The following is a 17104-nucleotide window of genomic DNA, read 5'->3' as shown; positions in this document are numbered from 1 at the left end:
GGACGGCGTGGCGCGGGGCTGCCGCGGCAAGCCGGTGCTTTGCGGAGGGCCCCGCCCCTGCCGCGTCCGTCGCCGCGCGTCGATCCGCGTGACGAGCGGCACGGAAGTCGACCCATGCTCATCTGACTGTCCGTCAGCTATGGTGACGAGGTGCCTGTCTCGCGACTATTGGGCACTCGTACGAGGCGTCCGACGGGCGCCTCGCCGGGTCCCGGGCATCACGGCTGCAGCAGGCTCGACCGGCCGGTCGACCGCGCGGCACACGTACGACCGCACAACAGGGAGTGAGTGACCATGCGCGTGGGAGAGGTGGCAGGCGCCGACCTGCAACGCTTCGGAAAGCCGCTCGACGGGATCCGGGTCCTGGCCATCGAACAGATGCAGGCGCTCCCCTACGCCACGCAGATGCTCGCCCGACTGGGCGCTGAGGTCATCAAGATCGAGTCGCCCGGCGTCGGCGAGTCCGGGCGCGCCGCGCTGCCGATGATGACCGACCCGCTCGGCCGCCGCGTCGGCGTCACCTTCCTGCGCAACAACCTCGGCAAGCGCAGTGTCACGGTCGACCTCAAGCATCCCGAGGGCCGCGAGATCGTGCTGCGCCTGGCCGAGAAGGCGGACATCGTCTGCGAGAACTTCAAGCCCGGTACGGCCGGCCGGCTCGGCCTGGGCTTCGAGGACATCGCCGCCGTCAACCCGCGTGCGATCTACCTGTCGGTGTCCGGCTTCGGCAACACCACCGAGTCGCCGTACGCGTCCTGGCCCGCGTACGCCCCGGTCGCCGAGGGCATGGCCGGTCTGTACGACTTCAAGCGCGACCCGGACACCGCGCCCGTGGTGTCCCCGCTGGGTGCGCTCGGCGACTCGGGCTCGGCGTTGTTCGCGGTGATCGGCGTGCTCGCCGCGCTGCGCCACCGGGATGCGACCGGCGTGGGGCAGTATGTGGACATCTCCATGTTCGACGCCATGGTCGCGCTCAACGACGCGGGCATCAGCTACTGGTCGATGGGCCTGAAGGACCCCGGTCTGGCGCCGCTGATCAACCACTCGTTCCGGGCCTTCGACGGCTACTTCCTGATCCAGTGCGCACGTCCGCACATGTTCGAGGCGCTCGCCGACCTGGTCGGCAGGCCGGAGTGGAAGAGCGACCCGCGCCTGGCCGGCCCGCAGGAGTGGTCCGACCACATCGAGGACATCCTGCGCCCGGGCATCGAGGGCTGGGCGGCGGACAAGTCGCGGTTGCAGGCGTGCGCGGCGCTGAGCGGGGTGGGCGTCGCGTCCGGCCCCGTCTACAACCCCGGCGACGTGATCGAGGACGAACACGTGCGCAACCGCAACATGATCGTCGAGATGGAGCGCACCGACGGCGATCCGGCGCCGGTCCTGTCGCCGGGCAACCCGGTCAAGCTTTCCCGGGTCGCCGAGGGCCCGGAGACCCGGGTGCCCTGGGTCGGCGAACACACCGCCGAGGTCCTCGGGGCCGAACTGGGCCTGTCCCGCGCGGAGATCGACCGGCTCGCAGCCGACGGCGCGATCGGGTTGGAGACCCCGTAGCCGACCACGCGCCCCCGAACCACCCCGCACGGACGCCCGAGCGGCCGGCGGCAACGCAAGAACGCGACGAACCCCAAGTGGGACGAACCCCAAGTGGAACGAGGCGGAAGCGGAGAAATGACGACTGACGGAACCGCAGTTTCGACGGGACGCGGCATCCTCGGGTACGGGGCCTATCTCCCCTACCGGCGCCTCGACCGCAAGACCATCGCCGCCGTGGCCGGCACCGGCGGTGGCAAGGGCACCCGCACGGTCGCCTCCTTCGACGAGGACACCACCACCCTGGGCGTCGAGGCGGCCCGCAACACGCTGCGCGCGACACCCGGGATCCGCCCGCGGACGCTGCTGTTCGCGACGGTGGCGCCCGCGTACGCGGACCGCACCAACGCGACCGCGATGCACGCCGCGCTGCGCCTGGACGGCTCGGTGCCCGCGATGGACGCCACCGGCTCGGTGCGCTCGGCGGCCGGCCTGCTCCGGCTCGCCCTGGACGGCGCCGGCACCTCGCTCCTGGTCGGCGCGGACATCCGGGTCGGCCTGCCCGGCAGCGGCGACGAGGCGGCCGGCGGCGACGGCGCGGCCGCGCTGCTGGTCGGCGGTCCGGCCGATGGCCCGGTGCTGGCCGAGTACCTCGGCGGCGCGTCCGCCACGGCCGAGTTCGTCGACCGCTGGCGCACCCCCGGCGACGTGCGCTCGAAGTTGTGGGAGGAGAAGTTCGGCGAGAACAACTACCTCGCCGCCGGTCGGCAGGCGTGGACGGACGCGCTCAAGGCCACCGGGTTGACCGCCGACCAGGTCGACCACGCGGTGATCGCCGGCCTGCACGGTCGCGCGGTCGCCGGACTGGGTCGCAGGCTCGGGGTGCGCGAGGGCGTGCTGGGCGACGACCTCGCGGGCACCGTCGGCAACACCGGCGCCGCGCACCCGGGTCTGCTGCTGAGCGCGACGCTGGAGAACGCGGAGCCGGGCCGGGTTCTCGCGCTCGTCGTGCTCTCCGACGGCGCCGAGGTGTTCCTCTTCCGCACCACCGACGCGCTCGCGGCCTACCGGCCCACCCGCACGGTCGCCGAGCAGATCGCCGGCGGCGCGCCACTGCCGTACGGAAAGTACCTCGCGTGGCGCGGGCTGCTCCCGGTCGAGCCGCCGCGCCGGCCCGAGCCCGCGCGCACCTCGTCCTCGGCCGCCGTGCGCTCGGTGGAGTGGAAGTACGGTTTCGTCGGCTCGCGCGATCGCGAGAGCGGTGCGGTGCACCTGCCGCCGCAGCGCGTGTCGATGACCGGTGGCAACGTGGACGACATGGAGCCGGTGCCCACTGCCGACGTGCTCGGCACGGTCAAGACGTTCACCGTGGACCGGATGGCCTACTCGCCCAGCCCGCCCGTGGTGTTCGCGGTCGTGGATTTCGACAACGGGGGGCGCCTGCCGATCGAGTTGACCGACATGGACGCGACCGAGGTGGCCATCGGCGACCGGGTCGAGCCGACGTTCCGCCGGCTGGGCAGTGCCGACGGCATCCACAACTACTTCTGGAAGGCCCGCCCCGTGCGGACCGCCCGAGCCGCCGAGGAGGCATAGGCATGGGATCGCACGGCATCAAGGACCGCGTCGCCATCATCGGGATGGGCTGCACCCCCTTCGTCGAACACTGGGACCGGGGCACCGACGACCTGTTGATCGAGGCGACGACCGAGGCGTTCGCGAACGCCGGCGTGGACAAGGAGCAGGTCGACGCCTACTGGCTGGGCACCGCGCAGTCCGGGATGTCCGGGTTGACGCTGGCCAAGCCGCTGCAGTTGCAGGGCAAGCCGGTCACCCGCGTGGAGAACATGTGCGCAACCGGATCCGACGCGCTGCGCCAGGCCGCGTACGCGGTCGCGTCCGGTGCGTACGACGTGGCCATGGCGGTCGGCGTGGAGAAGGTCAAGGACGGCGGCTTCCAGGGCCTGAACGCGTTCCCGATCCCGGGTGACGGCACCGCTCGCACGCTCACCGCGGCGGCGATGTTCTCGATGGTGGTGCCCGCGTACGGCGACAAGTACGGGGTGTCCGAGGCGGAGATGCGCGACGTGCTGTCGCACATCGCGGCGAAGAACCACCACAACGGCGCGCGCAACCCGCGTGCCCAGTTCCGCAAGGAGATCGCGCCGGAGAAGATCTCGGCGATGCCCAAACTCGCGGGCCAGTTGGGCGTGTTCGACTGCGCGGGCGTCGCGGACGGCGCGGCGGCGGCAATCGTGGTGCGGGCCGAGGACGCGCACTTGTACACGGACAAGCCGCTGTACATCAAGGCACTGTCACTGGTGGCGGGCAACGGCTCGGGGGTGATCGACCCGGAGTACGACTACACCACGTTCCGCGAGATCGCCGCGTGCGCCGAGGACGCCTACCGCCAGGCGGGGGTGCGCAACCCGCGCGAGGAATTGGCGATGGCCGAGGTGCACGACTGTTTCACGCCGACCGAGCTGGTCCTGATGGAGGATCTGCGGTTCGCCGATCGTGGCACCGCGTGGAAGGACGTGCTGGCCGGCGCGTTCGACCTGGGCGGCCGGCTGCCGGTCAACCCGGACGGCGGACTCAAGAGCTTCGGTCACCCGGTCGGCGCGTCCGGGCTTCGGATGATGTTCGAGGCCTGGCTCCAGCTGCGTGACGAGGCGCCGGCGGACCGGCGGATCCCGGCGGACGGCCGCAAGCTCGCACTGACCCACAACCTCGGCGGATATCCCGGCGAGATGGTCTCGTTCATCTCCATCCTGGGCAACGAACTCGGCTGATCGGCGTATCGCCCGCGTGTTGCTCGAAGGTAGTCGAGCCCGCGTCGGGTTTTGGTCGTCAAGGCTGGTGAGGGGCTCGATCGCGGTCGCGATCGGGCCCCTTTCGCCATCTCCGGACACCGGAAATAGGCAATCCGCCACAAGCATCACGGTTACCGTGGTTTCATCCGCGTCCGGGCCTTTGATGTGCGACAGTCATTGCACCCCTGCCACCTCATGTCCGGAGGAGCGCGAGCGGATGCGCGAACGGCCCGAACACCCCGTGGACGGACCCCTCGTGGTGGATCCGGCGCAATGGCTCGCGCACATCGGCCGGATGCGGGCCGAACTCGAGGTCCTGCGCGGCGGATTCGGGCTGCGTCCGGGCCCGGTCGGCGGATGCGCGGGGGCGGCCCGTTGCACCGGTTCGGGCGAGGACGCGGCGTCCGTCGAGGACGCGCACCGGCGGGGGTTGTTGTGCGACCTGCTCGCCTGCACCCTCGGCCAGGCGGCGGAATACCTGGCCCGATTGAGTCTGGACACCGACGACCCGGAGCATCGGCAGGCCGACGATCCGGGCCCGGCGACCAGCATGCCGGCGCGCAGCACGGTCCGGCCACCGGACGCCGGGCCCGCCGCGTCGTTCGCGCCCGGCGACGTGGAGAACGCCGCGCTGCCCTGGCGGCATCTGCGCCGGCTGTTCGTCGAGCCGGACCCGAACGGGCTCTTCGTCGAACCGGACCCGAACGGGCTGCTGCCCGAGCAGCGCCGGACCGCCGCGCCCCCGGCCCCGGGCTCGGGTCCGGTGGCCAGTGCCGAGTGGCACCTCGATCGCGACGACGTGCGCTGGTCCGCCGAGATGTACGCGCTGTTCGGCCGCGACCCCGCGCTCGGCCCGCTGCCGCTGGCCGAGTTGGCCGGGCATGCGGCGGCCGAGGACCGGGCGTTCGTCGCAGACCTGGTGCGCGAACTGCTCGAACACGCGAACGGCGCCGAGGGCGAGTTCCGGATCGTGCGCGCGGACGGCACCCGGGTGTCCGTGCAGTTCGTCGGCGAGCCGGTGCTCGGCGCGGACGGGACCCCGCACGCGGTCTGGGCGTTGCTCCGCGACATCACCGAACTGCGGCGCACTCAGGAGGCGTTGACCGAGACCCGGGCGCAGCTGCTGGCCCAGCGTCGGCTGGTGCGCTCCGAGCACCGGGTCGCCGCCGAGCTCCAGCGCGTGGTGATGCCGTGGTGGACCCGGCCGATCAGCCTGCCCGGCATCGAGGTGGCCACCCGCTACTTCCCGGCCGAGCAGGACTCGAAGGTCGGCGGCGACTGGTATGACGCGCTCGCGTTGCCGGGCGGCGACGTGCTCCTGGCGGTCGGCGACATGTCGGGGCACGGGGTCGCCGCGGCGTCCGGGATGACCACGCTGCGCGGCGCGTTGCAGGGGGTGGCGATGACCGGGGCGGGGCCCGGGGCGATGTTGGCGGCGCTGAACCGGATCGTGGTGCACACGCTGCCGGCGGACAAGGTGGCCACCGCCGTGTGTGCCCGATTCGAGCCGGTGGAGCGGGTGTTGACCTGGGCGCAGGGCGGTCATCCGCCGCCGCTGCTGTACCGGGACGGAGCGGGTCGGGCGCTGGCGACACCGTTCGGGGTGCTGCTGGGCGCGCTGGACGAACCGGTGTTCGCCGAGGCTCGGGTCGAACTGTTGTCCGGGGACGTGCTGTTGATCTTCACCGACGGCCTGGTCGAGCGGCGCGGGCGCGGCACGGAGGAGGCGGTCCACGCGCTCCTGGGCCTGGGGCCGCGGTTGCTCGGCGCGGACGCCAGGACGTGCGTGGACGTGGTGCTGAGCCGACTCGGGCACACCAGGTACGAGGACGACGCGTGCGTGATGGCGGTGTGCGTGCGGTAACGCTTCGCTCGGCTCGGGATGGAATTGCCCGCCCACCCGCTGCCTCGGGTGGGACCGCTGCGGCGGTCGCACGTGCGGATGGGCCTGATCGGGCCTCTCGGCCACCGTCATGGTTCAGGAACCTTCGGCGAATTCCTGGCGGAAAGCCTGGACTTCGGGGAGGTCGCGATAGCGGTCGGTGAGTTTGCGCAGTACCTCCAGACGGTCCCAGGTGCGTTTGGAGCTGACCTCGCCGGCGGCGCGGACCGCGAGGCGCCCGTGGTGTGCGCCGCGGTCGGGTTGGCCGTCGAGCAGGCACGCGGAGGCCAACGAGATCAGATCGAACGTCTTGGACCGTTCATGTCCGCGGGCCCGCAACTCCAGGGCCTTCTCGGCGTGTTCCTGGGCTCGGCCGGCCGCCGTGGGGTCCACCTCGGCGAGCGTGCGGTACACCAGCGCCTGCATGCCGTGCAGGTCGGCCGAGTCGAAGAAGGCCACCCAGTCCGGATCCTCGTCCGGGCGCGATCGGCCGAACTCCGCCTCGGCCCGGCCCAGGGTGCGCCGGCAGTCCGCGGCCCGGCCGAGCGCGGCCTGCGCCCATGCCTCCACGGTGTGGAACATCGCGCGCGTGGTCGCCCCCGCCCGATCGCCCGCCGTACGCTGCGCCAACTCGATCAGCGCGAGCGCGTCGGCCGGACGCTCCAGGTGCACCATCTGCCGGGCGGCGCGCGAGAGCGCCTCGGCCGCGCGCGGCAGGTCGCCCGCCTCCCGGGCGGCGTGCGCCGCGATCACGAAGTAGTTCTGCGCGGTCGGATCCAGGCCCACGTCGTGCGACATCCAGCCCGCCAGCGCGGCGAGGTTGGCCGCCACGTTCCACAGTCGGCGGGTGATCGGCAGCGGGTTGGGATAGGTCAGCAGATTGCCGACCTCGTTCAACTGCCCGATCACCGCCTTGCGTTGCAGCCCGCCACCGCGATCCGCGTCCCAGGTACGGAAGACGGTGACCGCGTTCTCCAGCGCGGTGACCTCCTCTGCTCCGATCGGCCCCGCGTCGACGAGCCCGTACGACACCGGATCGGCGGGCGTGCCGCGCGGGTGGGACATGCCGAGCCCGGGGCTGAGCCACCGATCGAAATTGGCCACCAGGGCCGGGCCCGCGACGAGCGCGAACCCGCTGCCCGCGAAGCCGTACCGGTTGAGCATCAGGTCCATGCCGGTGAACTCGGTCAGCGCGGTCACCGTGCGCTCGGTGCTCCACGGCAGGTCCTCCTGCACCACCTGCGCGTTGTGCCGGGGGCGGCCGGTCAGGCCGAGGTCCTCCGAGGTGACAACACGCCCGAGCCGCTCGGTGAAAAGGGCTGCCAGAACCCGAGGCACCGGGTCCCTCGGCCGCTCGCCGTCCTCCAGCCAGCGCCGGACCCTGGAGGTATCCGTGGCAAGCTGAGGATGGCCCATCGCGGCGGCCCGACGGTTGACCAGTCGGGCGAGTTCTCCCTTGGACCACCCGGTCAGGGCGAAGAGGTCCACCAGTTTGGTGTTGGGTTCCCGGCGCATTGCAAACCGCCCGTTGATGTGGGGACCGTGGCTCGAAAGCGTCCTGTACGAGGTCGCCTGCCGGACCGAGGCTAGCCGGGTACGGAGCGGCCGGCTCCGATTCGCCATGGTTCGCCAGGGCTCGCCACGTGGATCACCACCCGGGCCTCGGAGTGTTGTTGATGGTGGATCCGGCACGTGGGCCCCCACCCGTCGCGCGGCCGGATCCACCACTCGGCAGCGCAGGAAGGTTTACATGTCATCCACGACGTCCACCACCCCCGGCCGCCCGGCCAATCCCGGTTCCGCGACCTCACGGCCGGGCAGTCCCGGTCCGAACAGGCGTATGCCTTCCGGTGGTTCGGCGCCCGGCACGGTGGCGTCGACGAACACCGTGACCGCGGCGAACGCCGCGGTCGCGACCGGTCCGGCCCCGGCCGGCGTGGGCCCTGGAGTTCCTCGCATGGCGCAGCAGATTCCCGGTCCGGAGGCGATCGCCGCGCTCGCCGCCCGGATCTGTCCCGGCTTCACCGCCGGCGCCGTGCTGCGCAGGACACCACGCTCCCTGCTCCTGTCCGGTTCGGTCGGACGCGGCCCGGTCGTGGTGAAGTATCTGACCGACCCCTCGCCGCACTGGCTCCAGCGCTTTCGGCACGAGGTCAACGCCTACCGCACCTTCACCCGTCAGCGGCCACCGGTCCGGGTGCCGCGACTGATCGCAGCCGACCCCGAACGGCGCATCCTGGTGATGGAGCACGTGGCCGGCCGGCCCGCCGCGAACGAACGCCATCCGGGCACCGCGATGGCCCGCGCCGACGTCCGCGCCGTACTGCACACGTTCACCACGCTCAACCGGTGGAAGCCCCCGCCCGGGTCGTTCCCGCTCGCGTTCGACTATCCGGCCCGCGTCGACCGCTACCACAAGCTCGGCCTGCTCACCGACCGCGACGCCGGCGACCTGGCCCAACTCCTGCGTGGCCTCAGTCGGGTGCCCGCGCAGTTCTGCCACGGCGACGCGGTCCTGTCCAACGTGCTGCTGACCGCCCAGGGTGCGGCGCTGGTCGACTGGGAGTCCTCCGGCTATCACCTGCCCGGCTACGACCTGGCGGTCCTGTGGACCCTGCTGGCCCGGGACCCGATGACCCGCCGCCAGATCATCCAGACGGCCCAGCAGTCGGGCTCCCTCTCCCGCGACGCGTTCCTGGTCAACCTGATGCTGGTGCTCGTCCGCGAGATCCGGCTCAACGACGTGGGCCCCGGCAAAGAGGACCAGCGCCGCCTCCTGCGCAGGCTGCACGACGACTGCGGCATGGTCCGACGAGCCGTGCGCGCGGCGATCGGCACCCGCTGACTCGTGGCCGCGATGCTCGTGGCCGCCGGGCCCTGATGGGACCACCGAGCTCGACGTCTCGGCCGGCTCACGATGTGCGTGGCCTGGGAGCCGCGTGACCACCCGTTCCACCCGTCGCGTTGGGGACGGAGGGTGGGGTTCTACCGGTGGCCGGGGAGCCCGCTTGGGCCTCGCGGCCCCGGTGCGGCCGGGGTTCAGCCGCCGAAGGCGTCCGAGGGGATCGGCTTGAGCAGTTGGAACACGTCGTCGGTGATCGGGCGGTCCCAGGTCACGATGCGCACCATGACGTTGTCGCTGCGGTCGAATTCCACGCAGGCCAGGCGCCCCTCCGCATACTTGACCTTGCGGATGATCAGCAGGTCGTCGCCGAGCATGATCGGGGTGTCCTCGGTGGACAGCTCCTCGGGCATCTCCTCGTGGCCCAGGGCCGCGACCAGCTGTTGGGCCTCGATCCGGCCGACGCCTTCCTCACGCGCGGGCGAACCGGGCGGCAGGTTGCCGATCAGCATCGCGGGGCCACGGTTGGCCAGCAGGTCGTAGCGGACGAAGATCCCCTGGCAACTGCCGTCCTCCCCCGGCAACATGGCCACGATCACGGAGCCGGGCCAGTCGGTGAACGGGATGGCAAGAACGTCGAAATCCGGCCCGGACGGGGGGCGGCGGCGCAGGAAACCCATACAGACATGCTAGTGGCCCCTCACCATGTCGCCGGCCACGCACGATCCGACCCACTCGGTGAAATCCCACGGAAGTCAAAATTCGGCAGAAGTCGCCCGGGGCGCCGCAAACCACCCGGAGAACGCCCCAAGGCCCGCACCCTGCACGGGCGCGGGCCTTGCTAGGTCTGCGGTCCGTCGCCGGAGCCGCGGGACCGATTCAGAGCGGGCGAACCATCTCGGCCTGCGGGCCCTTCTGACCCTGCGTGACCTCGAACTCCACGCGCTGGTTCTCCTCCAACGAACGGTAGCCGTTCGTCTGAATGGCGGAGAAGTGGACGAAGACGTCAGCGCCGCCGTCGTCCTGCGAGATGAAGCCGTAGCCCTTGTCGGCGTTGAACCACTTGACCGTACCGGTGGCCATGTCTTGATTCCTTCACGTAACCCACAGACACCACACCTCGTGATGCCCGGGTCGCGAACCGTCGAGTGGTCCCACTCCCCGCGTTACCCCGGGATGCCCTCGCTGTGAGGAGCGAAAAACGCCCACGGCTGTTGATGTCCGCAGGCGTTGGACGTGCGAGGGAACTACATCTACTGCTGCAACCGCGGACAACGCTACATGCCAACGAGTGCTCCGCAACAGCCCTTCGCAGTGCGAATCCGACCGTCGCCAAAGCGGCCAACGGGGGGCATAGCCGGCACACGCCGCTCGGTTCATCCGCGCGGGTGACGCAACTGGGCGCAATCGAGGGCTGACCAAGCGTCAGCCGGAGCCGCTTCCCGACCGGCCGCCCGTCACCTCCCGAACGCCCTTCGAACACACGGATGTTCACTCGGCCGTCGTATCGGGGCCATCGATTCATGGTTGGCTCTTCGCGCCGTGTGCCTACCGTTTCGACATGGCCGCACCGACCACCCTGCCTGCGCCTTCGACGCCCGCGTACGCGCCATCGCCGCCGCAGGTCGCGCCGATTGCGCCGCCCCCCGAACGGGCGCCGCGAATACGGCTGCGCCGGCTGCGGCAGGTGGGCGCGGTCCCGGCTCGGGTGTACGGCTTCGTCGCGCTGGTACTGGCCGGCATCGTCACCCTGGCCGCGGTGATCGCGGTCGGCGCCGGCAACGCCCGCTCCGGGCTCGGCGAGGTCGCCGACACCTCGGCCCCGCGGGCCGCCGTCGCGGCGGATCTGTACTTCGCGCTCGCCGATCTCGACGCGCAGGTCGCCAACGTGCTCCTGGTCGGTTCGGACGAGCAGATCGGCAACCGGCAGTTGGCACTGCGCCAGATGCGCGAGCGTCGCGCCCGGATCACCGCCGACATCCAGATGCTCTCCGCCGGCGGCGCACCCGTGGCGACCGTCGGCGCGCTGATCGACGGGCTCGGCCGCTACGACGCCTACGTCGCGCAGGCGCACCTGGCCGACGAGCAGGTCCAGGACCGCCCGGCCGGGCGCCCACCGATGCTCGCGCTCAACTACTTCGCGAGCGCGACCAGCCTTCTGCACGACGATCTGCTGCCGGCCGCCGACGCGCTCGGTCGCGGCGCCGAGGAGAAGCTGGCCTCCGACGCGGACTCCGACCGCACGCACGCGCGCTGGGCGGCGGCGGCGGTCGGGCTGGTCGGCGTCCTGCTCCTGGCCGTGTTGATCGTCGGCCAGATCGGGGGAGCCCGCCGGTTCCACCGCGTCCTGGCGCCGGGGCTCGCCGCGGTGACCATCGCGGTGGCCGCGCTTACCGGCACCGCCGCCGCGTTGTTCGCCGACCACGCCTCCCGGCTGCGCGACGCGCAGACGCAGGCGTTCGACCCGTTCCTGGCGCTGGCCCGGACCCGGGCGACCGCCTCCGACGCGAACGCGGACGAGAGCCGGTTCGTGATCCTGCCCGATCGTGCCCGGGCGTACAGCGAGAGCTTCGCCGCCAAGTCCGCGCAGTTGGAGCGGGCCGTGCCGAACCAGCGCGTGGCCTCCCGACTGGATGCCTTCCGCCGGGACGACCGGGCGCTGCGCGCGGCGGTCGCCGAGGGCCGGCTGGATGTCGCCGTCGGCCTGGCCACCAAGGTCGGCCGAGGCAACCTGGCCTTCGACTTCTACGACTACCAAACCGCGTTGGCCCAGGCGGCGGACGCCGACCTGGCCGATTTCAAGGACCGCACCGACAGCGCCGACGACGCGCTCGCCGGCTGGCCGTGGGTGCCGATCGCCGTGCTCGGGGTGTGTGTGGTGCTCGTGTCGGCGAGCGCGCGCCCGCGTCTGCGGGAGTACGCGCCGCGCTGACGGCGCGTGCGCCCGGCCGGTTCGGCTTCGATCTCGGCTTCGATCTCGGCTTCGGTGATCGCGTCGACGCCCGTCGGCCGGGGTCACCGCGGGTGCACCGGCTCGCCGTACCGCCCCCAGCCCACATCTTTGCCGCAGTCAAGTGTTCGCGGCGGTCGACAGTGTCACAGTTTCCCGAGGCCACCCAAACGATATTGCCTCTGGAATATCGCCGGGCGCACGCCTTACGCTCCGCCCATGGAATTCAACCTTGCCGACCTCTTCGAGCGCGCGGCCGGGGAATACCCCGAACGCGAGGCGATCGTCGCGAACGGTGAACGCCGTACATATGCCCTTCTGGAGGAGCGGGCGAATCGCCTCGCCCATCACCTCCGGGACTCCGGCGTGCAGCCGGGCGACCATGTCGCGGTCTACGCCTTCAACATCATCGAATGGGCGGAGGCGATGCTCGCGATCTACAAGATCCGAGCCGTCTGCATCAATGTGAATTTCCGCTATGTCGCGGATGAGCTCGCCTATCTGCTGGACCAGGCCTCGCCGGTCGCGCTGGTCTTCCAGCGGCAGTTCACCGAGCGGGTCGCCGAGGTCGCGCCCAAGGTCACCTCGCTGCGTCACCTGATCGTGGTCGAGGACGGCACCGAGCCGGCCTCGGACGGGGTCACCGCCGAGTCGCTGGGCGCGGTGCGGTTCGAGGACGCGATGGCGGCCGGCGCGCCGGAGCGCGACTTCGAGCCGCGCTCGGCCGACGACCTGTACCTGCTGTTCACCGGTGGCACCACCGGCCTGCCCAAGGGCGTCGTGTGGCGCCAGGAGGACGTGATCTTCGCCCTCGGCGGCGGCATCGACCCCACCAACGGCCTGCGCATATCCCGGCCCGAGGAGATGGTCGAGAAGGGCCGCAACGGCCAGATGACCACCTTCCCGATCGCGCCGCTCATGCACGGCGCGACCCAGTGGGGAGTGCTGCAGAACCTGGCCAAGGGCCACCGTGTGGTGCTGATCGACAAGTTCGACGCACACGCCGTGTGGGAGACCGTGGCCGCCGAGAAGATCAACGTCATCCTGATCACCGGCGACGCGATGGCCCGCCCGCTGCTGGAGTCCCTCGCCGAGCCGCGCGACGGGCGCGAGTCCTACGACCTGTCCTCCCTGTTCGCCCTGTCCTCCAGCGCGGCGCTGTTCTCGCCGTCGCTGAAGGAGGAGTTCATGGAGCGCCTGGGAATCGTGGTCAGCGACGCGATCGGCGCCTCCGAGTCCGGCGCCAACGGCGTGGGCGTCGCGGTCAAGGGCCAGACCGAGCAGCAGAGCGGGATCACCGTCAAGGCGGTCCCCGACTCGGTCGTCCTGGACGAGGATCTCAACCCGCTGCCCGCCGGGGTGGTGGGTCGACTCGGCCGCAAGGGCAACATCCCGCTCGGCTACCTCGGCGACCCGGTCAAGACCGCCGAAGTCTTCCGCACCGGCCCGGACGGTACCCGCTACGTGGTGCCCGGCGACTACGCCCGCCTGGAGGGCGACGGCCGGATCACGCTGCTGGGCCGCGGCTCGGCGACGATCAACTCCGGCGGCGAGAAGATCTTCACCGAGGAGGTCGAGGGCGCGGTCAAGGCCCACCCCGAGGTCTACGACGCGATCGTGGTCGGCGTCCCGCATCCACGCTGGGGTCAGACCGTCGCGGTGGTCGTGCAGCCGCGCGAGGGCCGGGCCCCGAGCCTGGAGGACATCCAGGAGCACTGCCGCACCAAAATCGCCGGGTACAAGGTGCCCAGGGTCATGCGAGTCGTCGAGCAGACCCAGCGCACGCCCACCGGAAAGCCGGACCTGCAATGGGCACTGGCGGTGGCGTCCGCACCGGAAAACGCGCCCGAATCGGCCTAGCGGAACACGGCTCGAAAAGATTCGTCGCACCGATCCGAAGCATCGCAGGAAACGCCGAATACACCGCTCGGGGAAATCCCGGGCGGTGTATTCGTATTTCGCCTCAGACCGCCCGCTCGCGGCCCTCCCAATAGGGATCGCGCAACCGCCGCTTCTGCAACTTCCCATTCGGGTCGCGCGGCATCGCGTCGACGAAATCGACGGTGCGCGGGCGCTTGTACGTGGCGAGCTGCTCGACACAGAACGCGAGCAATTCCGCGGCCAACTCGGGGCCGGCGACGAAGCCCTCGTTGGCCTCGATGACCGCCTTGACCTCCTCGCCCCAGTCCTCGTGCGGGATACCGAACACCGCCACGTCACCGACCGCGGGGTGCCGCAGCAGTGCGCTCTCGATCTCGGCGGGGTAGATGTTCTGGCCGCCGGAGATGATCATGTCGATCTTGCGGTCGCGCAGGTACAGGTAGCCGTCCTCGTCGAGCAACCCCACGTCGCCGACGGTGAACCAGTCGCCGATCCGGCCCTTGCGGGTCTTCTCCTCGTCCTTGTGGTACTGGAATTTGCCGGCCCGCATCAGCATGTACACGGTGCCGATCTCGCCCGCCGGCAGCCGGTTGTCGTCGTCGTCGAAGATGCCGATCTCGCTGATCGGCCACGCCTTGCCCACCGTCCCGGGCCGGTCCAGCCACTCCTGCGCGGAGCAGAACGTACCGCCGCCCTCGCTCGCGGCGTAGTACTCCTCGACGCACAACCCCCACCACTCGATCATCCGCCGCTTGACGTGATCGGGACAGGGCGCGGCGCCGTGCACGGCGTGCCGCATGGACGACACGTCGTACTTGGCCTTGATCTCGTCGGGCAGTTGCAGGAGCCGGTGGAACTGGGTCGGCACCATGTGCGTGTGGGTGACCCTGTACCGGTCGATCACCCGCAACATCTCCTCGGGCCGCCACTTGTCCATCAGCACCACGCCGTGGCCGATGTGCAGCGACTGCTGCGCGTGCTGGAGCACGGCCGTGTGGTACAGCGGCGAGCCGACGAGGTGCACGTTGTCGTCGTGCGGCTTGACGCCGTAGATCAGCAACGTGCCGCCGTACCGGGCGTCTTCGGGTGATCCCCCGGACAGCGGCCGGCGCACGCCGCGCGGGCGGCCGGTGGTGCCGGACGTGTAGTTCATCGTCATGCCGACGCTGCGCTCGGTCGGCGGCTCCGCCGAGTGGCCCTCGGTCAGTTCCGCGAACGGCCGGAAGCCCGGCACCGTGCCGACCGCGAACCGCGCCTGCGCGGGCAGCTTCGCCTCGTCCGCCGCGGCCACGATCGTGTCCGCGAACCGCTCGTGGCCGATCACCACCTTGGACTCGCTGTCCGCGAGGATCCAGGCGATCTCGGGGCCGACCAGGTGGTGGTTCACCGGGACCATGTACAGCCCGGCCTGCGCCGCCGCCATGTACGCCACGATGTACTCGGCGCAGTTGGGCAGGATCACGCTGAAGACGTCGCCGGTGCCCAGGCCCGCCGCCCGCAGGCCGTGCACGAGCCGGTTCGACGCGGCGAACAACTCCCCCGCGGTCCACTCGGCGCCATCGGGGTCGACCAGCGCGAGCCGGTCCGGATTGGCCTGCGCATGGGCCCAGAAGCCGTTCGCCACGTGCGGTTCCCTTCGAGCTGCCCGGTTACTTGACAATGTCTGACATTGTGACGGCAGCGGGCACAGAAAGAAAGGGCACCTTACTTATTGGCGGACTCCGCCACTGTGGCCTGCGTGACAGCACCCACCCGGGGCAGCCGCGCGGCCGACGGCTCGACCTCGGGCCCGAGCCGCTCCATCGCCCCCCTGATGTGCGGCGACGGGTACACCATGCGAATCACCGGCGTCGCCGCCCCCACGACCCGACGCAGCCCCTTGAGCCCGGGTCCGGCCACCGCCGACGGCAGCCCGCGATACCCGTACAGTTCCTTGGCCCACGGCGGCAACGCCGCATACGCCAACTCCGCGACCTGCCGCCACAACATCTCGCGCCCGAGCACGAGCACGAACGGCACCGGCGGCCGACGCAGGAAGTCGAAGACGCTCCCGGCCTCGTCGGACATGGCCAACTCGGGCCGGATCTGCGTGAAATACCGTTTCATCTCGCCCGACGAGCCCGGCACTTCGTCGGCCGCGAGCCCGACCAACTCCGCCGAGCGGCGTTGCTCGGCCAGGTACAGATCGGCCAGCTCGTCGGTGAACGGGAACCCGGCCCGCCGGGCGACCGACAGATACGACCCGACCTCCGCGCAGTGGATCCAACGCAGCAGCTCCGGCTCGTCTATTCGGTACGTCTGCTCCGTCACGGGGTCGACCGCCCTGAGCGCATTGTGAATGCGCCGCACCCGCGCGCCCGCCCGCTCCGCGTCGGTCCGCGTCCCGTAGGTCGTCACCCCGACGAAGTCGGCGGTGCGGATCAGCCGTCCCCAGGGGTCCTTGCGGAAGTCGGAGTTCTGCACGACCGCACGCACCGCCCGCGGATGCAGAGCCTGGAGATACAGCGCCCGCACGCCGGCCACCCACATCACCGGATCGGCGTGCAACTGCCACGTCACCGAATCGGGCCCGAACAGCCCGACCTCGTCGCTCTCCCGACTCTGCTGTGGAACGCCCACCGGCACACCTTCCCGAACACGAATCCGAACCCGGTTCCCACCTGGGACTACGAGCGTACGACTCCGGACCGGCGCAAGCGGAGCGCCCGGTCGGCGGCACCGGCACCGCACCCGGTCACCAGCGCACCGGACCCTTGTCGTCGAAGAAGCCTCCCGTGGGTCCGTCTCCTTCGAGCGTGGCCAACCGGATGACGACGGCCGCGCCCCGGGCGGCGGTTCGGGTGATCGAATACGCCGACCCGAGGTCCTTGGTGAAGTCCGTGGCACAGGCGCCCGGGGCCGCCGCGTTGACCGGAATGCCGTCCGCGCGCAGGGGCTTGGCGTACTGCACGGTGAGCGCGTTGAGCGCGGCCTTGGAAGGCGGGTACGCGACGAGCGCGGGCAGGCCGGACATGTAGTGGTCCGGGTCCGACATGTTCCCCATCGACCCGACACCACTGGACACGTTGACGATCCGGGCCGCCGAGGAGCACCGCCTTTCGAAAAGCCGGGAAACGCAAAAGGCCCATCCCTATTCGGGATGGGCCTTTCACACGTAAATTCCGGCGGCGTCCTACTCTCCCACACCCCTTCGAGTGCAGTACCAT

The 17104-nt window shown here is 70.9% G+C and carries 13 protein-coding genes and 1 pseudogene; 7 read left to right on the top strand and 7 right to left on the bottom strand.

Annotated features, from left to right (window positions below):
* Positions 1-294 precede the first annotated feature (294 nt).
* From ABZS54_RS36350 to ABZS54_RS36335, 4 genes are all read left to right on the top strand, one after another.
* Positions 295-1551, top strand: a complete 1257-nt coding sequence (locus ABZS54_RS36350; protein WP_355546054.1) for a CaiB/BaiF CoA-transferase family protein — start codon at positions 295-297, stop codon at positions 1549-1551.
* Positions 1552-1668: 117 nt separating this feature from the next.
* On the top strand, positions 1669-3126 hold the full coding sequence (locus ABZS54_RS36345; protein WP_355546052.1) for an OB-fold domain-containing protein: 1458 nt from the start codon (positions 1669-1671) through the stop codon (positions 3124-3126).
* Positions 3127-3128: 2 nt separating this feature from the next.
* A complete protein-coding gene (locus ABZS54_RS36340) occupies positions 3129-4322 on the top strand; it encodes an acetyl-CoA acetyltransferase (protein WP_355546050.1) in 1194 nt (397 codons plus the stop codon).
* 238 nt (positions 4323-4560) lie between these two features.
* Positions 4561-6207: a SpoIIE family protein phosphatase gene (locus tag ABZS54_RS36335; protein WP_355546048.1), complete on the top strand. Its 1647-nt coding sequence runs from the start codon at positions 4561-4563 to the stop codon at positions 6205-6207.
* Between the two features lie 114 nt (positions 6208-6321).
* Here the strand turns inward: ABZS54_RS36335 and ABZS54_RS36330 are convergent, their stop codons facing one another.
* Positions 6322-7740, bottom strand: coding sequence for a hypothetical protein (locus ABZS54_RS36330; RefSeq protein WP_355546046.1), 1419 nt, complete (start codon positions 7738-7740; stop codon positions 6322-6324).
* Between the two features lie 231 nt (positions 7741-7971).
* Entirely contained in the window at positions 7972-8184 is a 213-nt protein-coding gene (locus tag ABZS54_RS36325; RefSeq protein ID WP_355546044.1) for a hypothetical protein, read from the bottom strand.
* On the opposite strand from ABZS54_RS36325, the gene ABZS54_RS36320 reads away from it, so the two are divergent.
* Positions 8183-9070 carry an aminoglycoside phosphotransferase family protein gene (locus tag ABZS54_RS36320; RefSeq protein WP_355546042.1) on the top strand — a complete coding sequence of 296 codons (888 nt, stop codon included), beginning with the start codon at positions 8183-8185 and terminating at the stop codon, positions 9068-9070. The two genes, ABZS54_RS36325 and ABZS54_RS36320, sit on opposite strands and share 2 nt — an antisense overlap.
* A gap of 194 nt (positions 9071-9264) precedes the next feature.
* Here the strand turns inward: ABZS54_RS36320 and ABZS54_RS36315 are convergent, their stop codons facing one another.
* Both ABZS54_RS36315 and ABZS54_RS36310 read right to left on the bottom strand, forming a co-directional pair.
* Positions 9265-9747: a hypothetical protein gene (locus ABZS54_RS36315; RefSeq protein ID WP_355546040.1), complete on the bottom strand. Its 483-nt coding sequence runs from the start codon at positions 9745-9747 to the stop codon at positions 9265-9267.
* 199 nt (positions 9748-9946) lie between these two features.
* Complete coding sequence (locus ABZS54_RS36310; protein ID WP_020557813.1) at positions 9947-10150, bottom strand: cold-shock protein; 204 nt, start codon at positions 10148-10150, stop codon at positions 9947-9949.
* 478 nt (positions 10151-10628) lie between these two features.
* On the opposite strand from ABZS54_RS36310, the gene ABZS54_RS36305 reads away from it, so the two are divergent.
* Positions 10629-11999, top strand: coding sequence for a hypothetical protein (locus ABZS54_RS36305; RefSeq protein ID WP_355546038.1), 1371 nt, complete (start codon positions 10629-10631; stop codon positions 11997-11999).
* Between the two features lie 237 nt (positions 12000-12236).
* Entirely contained in the window at positions 12237-13877 is a 1641-nt protein-coding gene (locus ABZS54_RS36300; RefSeq protein ID WP_355546036.1) for an acyl-CoA synthetase, read from the top strand.
* Between the two features lie 103 nt (positions 13878-13980).
* On the opposite strand, the gene ABZS54_RS36295 is transcribed toward ABZS54_RS36300, so the two are convergent.
* From ABZS54_RS36295 to ABZS54_RS36285, 3 genes and pseudogenes are all read right to left on the bottom strand, one after another.
* On the bottom strand, positions 13981-15522 hold the full coding sequence (locus ABZS54_RS36295) for an acyl-CoA synthetase (protein WP_355546034.1): 1542 nt from the start codon (positions 15520-15522) through the stop codon (positions 13981-13983).
* Between the two features lie 80 nt (positions 15523-15602).
* Positions 15603-16523, bottom strand: a complete 921-nt coding sequence (locus tag ABZS54_RS36290) for an oxygenase MpaB family protein (protein WP_355546032.1) — start codon at positions 16521-16523, stop codon at positions 15603-15605.
* Positions 16524-16632: 109 nt separating this feature from the next.
* Positions 16633-16974: pseudogene (locus tag ABZS54_RS36285) on the bottom strand (SDR family NAD(P)-dependent oxidoreductase); the annotation flags it as partial.
* Between the last annotated feature and the right edge of the window lie 130 nt (positions 16975-17104).

It is taken from the genome of Embleya sp. NPDC005575 (genome assembly GCF_040605455.1).
Taxonomy (GTDB): domain Bacteria; phylum Actinomycetota; class Actinomycetes; order Streptomycetales; family Streptomycetaceae; genus Embleya.
Note: the sequence above shows the minus strand (reverse complement) of the source record. Positions and strands in the feature narration are given on the sequence as shown.

Bases quoted from the DNA above. Each gene is read 5' to 3' on its own strand.
- ABZS54_RS36325 (WP_355546044.1), bottom strand. From the start codon at position 8,184: ATGCGAGGAACTCCAGGGCCCACGCCGGCCGGGGCCGGACCGGTCGCG.
- ABZS54_RS36300 (WP_355546036.1), top strand. From the start codon at position 12,237: ATGGAATTCAACCTTGCCGACCTCTTCGAGCGCGCGGCCGGGGAATAC.
- ABZS54_RS36340 (WP_355546050.1), top strand. From the start codon at position 3,129: ATGGGATCGCACGGCATCAAGGACCGCGTCGCCATCATCGGGATGGGC.
- ABZS54_RS36305 (WP_355546038.1), top strand. From the start codon at position 10,629: ATGGCCGCACCGACCACCCTGCCTGCGCCTTCGACGCCCGCGTACGCG.
- ABZS54_RS36345 (WP_355546052.1), top strand. From the start codon at position 1,669: ATGACGACTGACGGAACCGCAGTTTCGACGGGACGCGGCATCCTCGGG.
- ABZS54_RS36315 (WP_355546040.1), bottom strand. From the start codon at position 9,747: ATGGGTTTCCTGCGCCGCCGCCCCCCGTCCGGGCCGGATTTCGACGTT.
- ABZS54_RS36335 (WP_355546048.1), top strand. From the start codon at position 4,561: ATGCGCGAACGGCCCGAACACCCCGTGGACGGACCCCTCGTGGTGGAT.
- ABZS54_RS36330 (WP_355546046.1), bottom strand. From the start codon at position 7,740: ATGCGCCGGGAACCCAACACCAAACTGGTGGACCTCTTCGCCCTGACC.
- ABZS54_RS36320 (WP_355546042.1), top strand. From the start codon at position 8,183: ATGGCGCAGCAGATTCCCGGTCCGGAGGCGATCGCCGCGCTCGCCGCC.
- ABZS54_RS36310 (WP_020557813.1), bottom strand. From the start codon at position 10,150: ATGGCCACCGGTACGGTCAAGTGGTTCAACGCCGACAAGGGCTACGGC.
- ABZS54_RS36350 (WP_355546054.1), top strand. From the start codon at position 295: ATGCGCGTGGGAGAGGTGGCAGGCGCCGACCTGCAACGCTTCGGAAAG.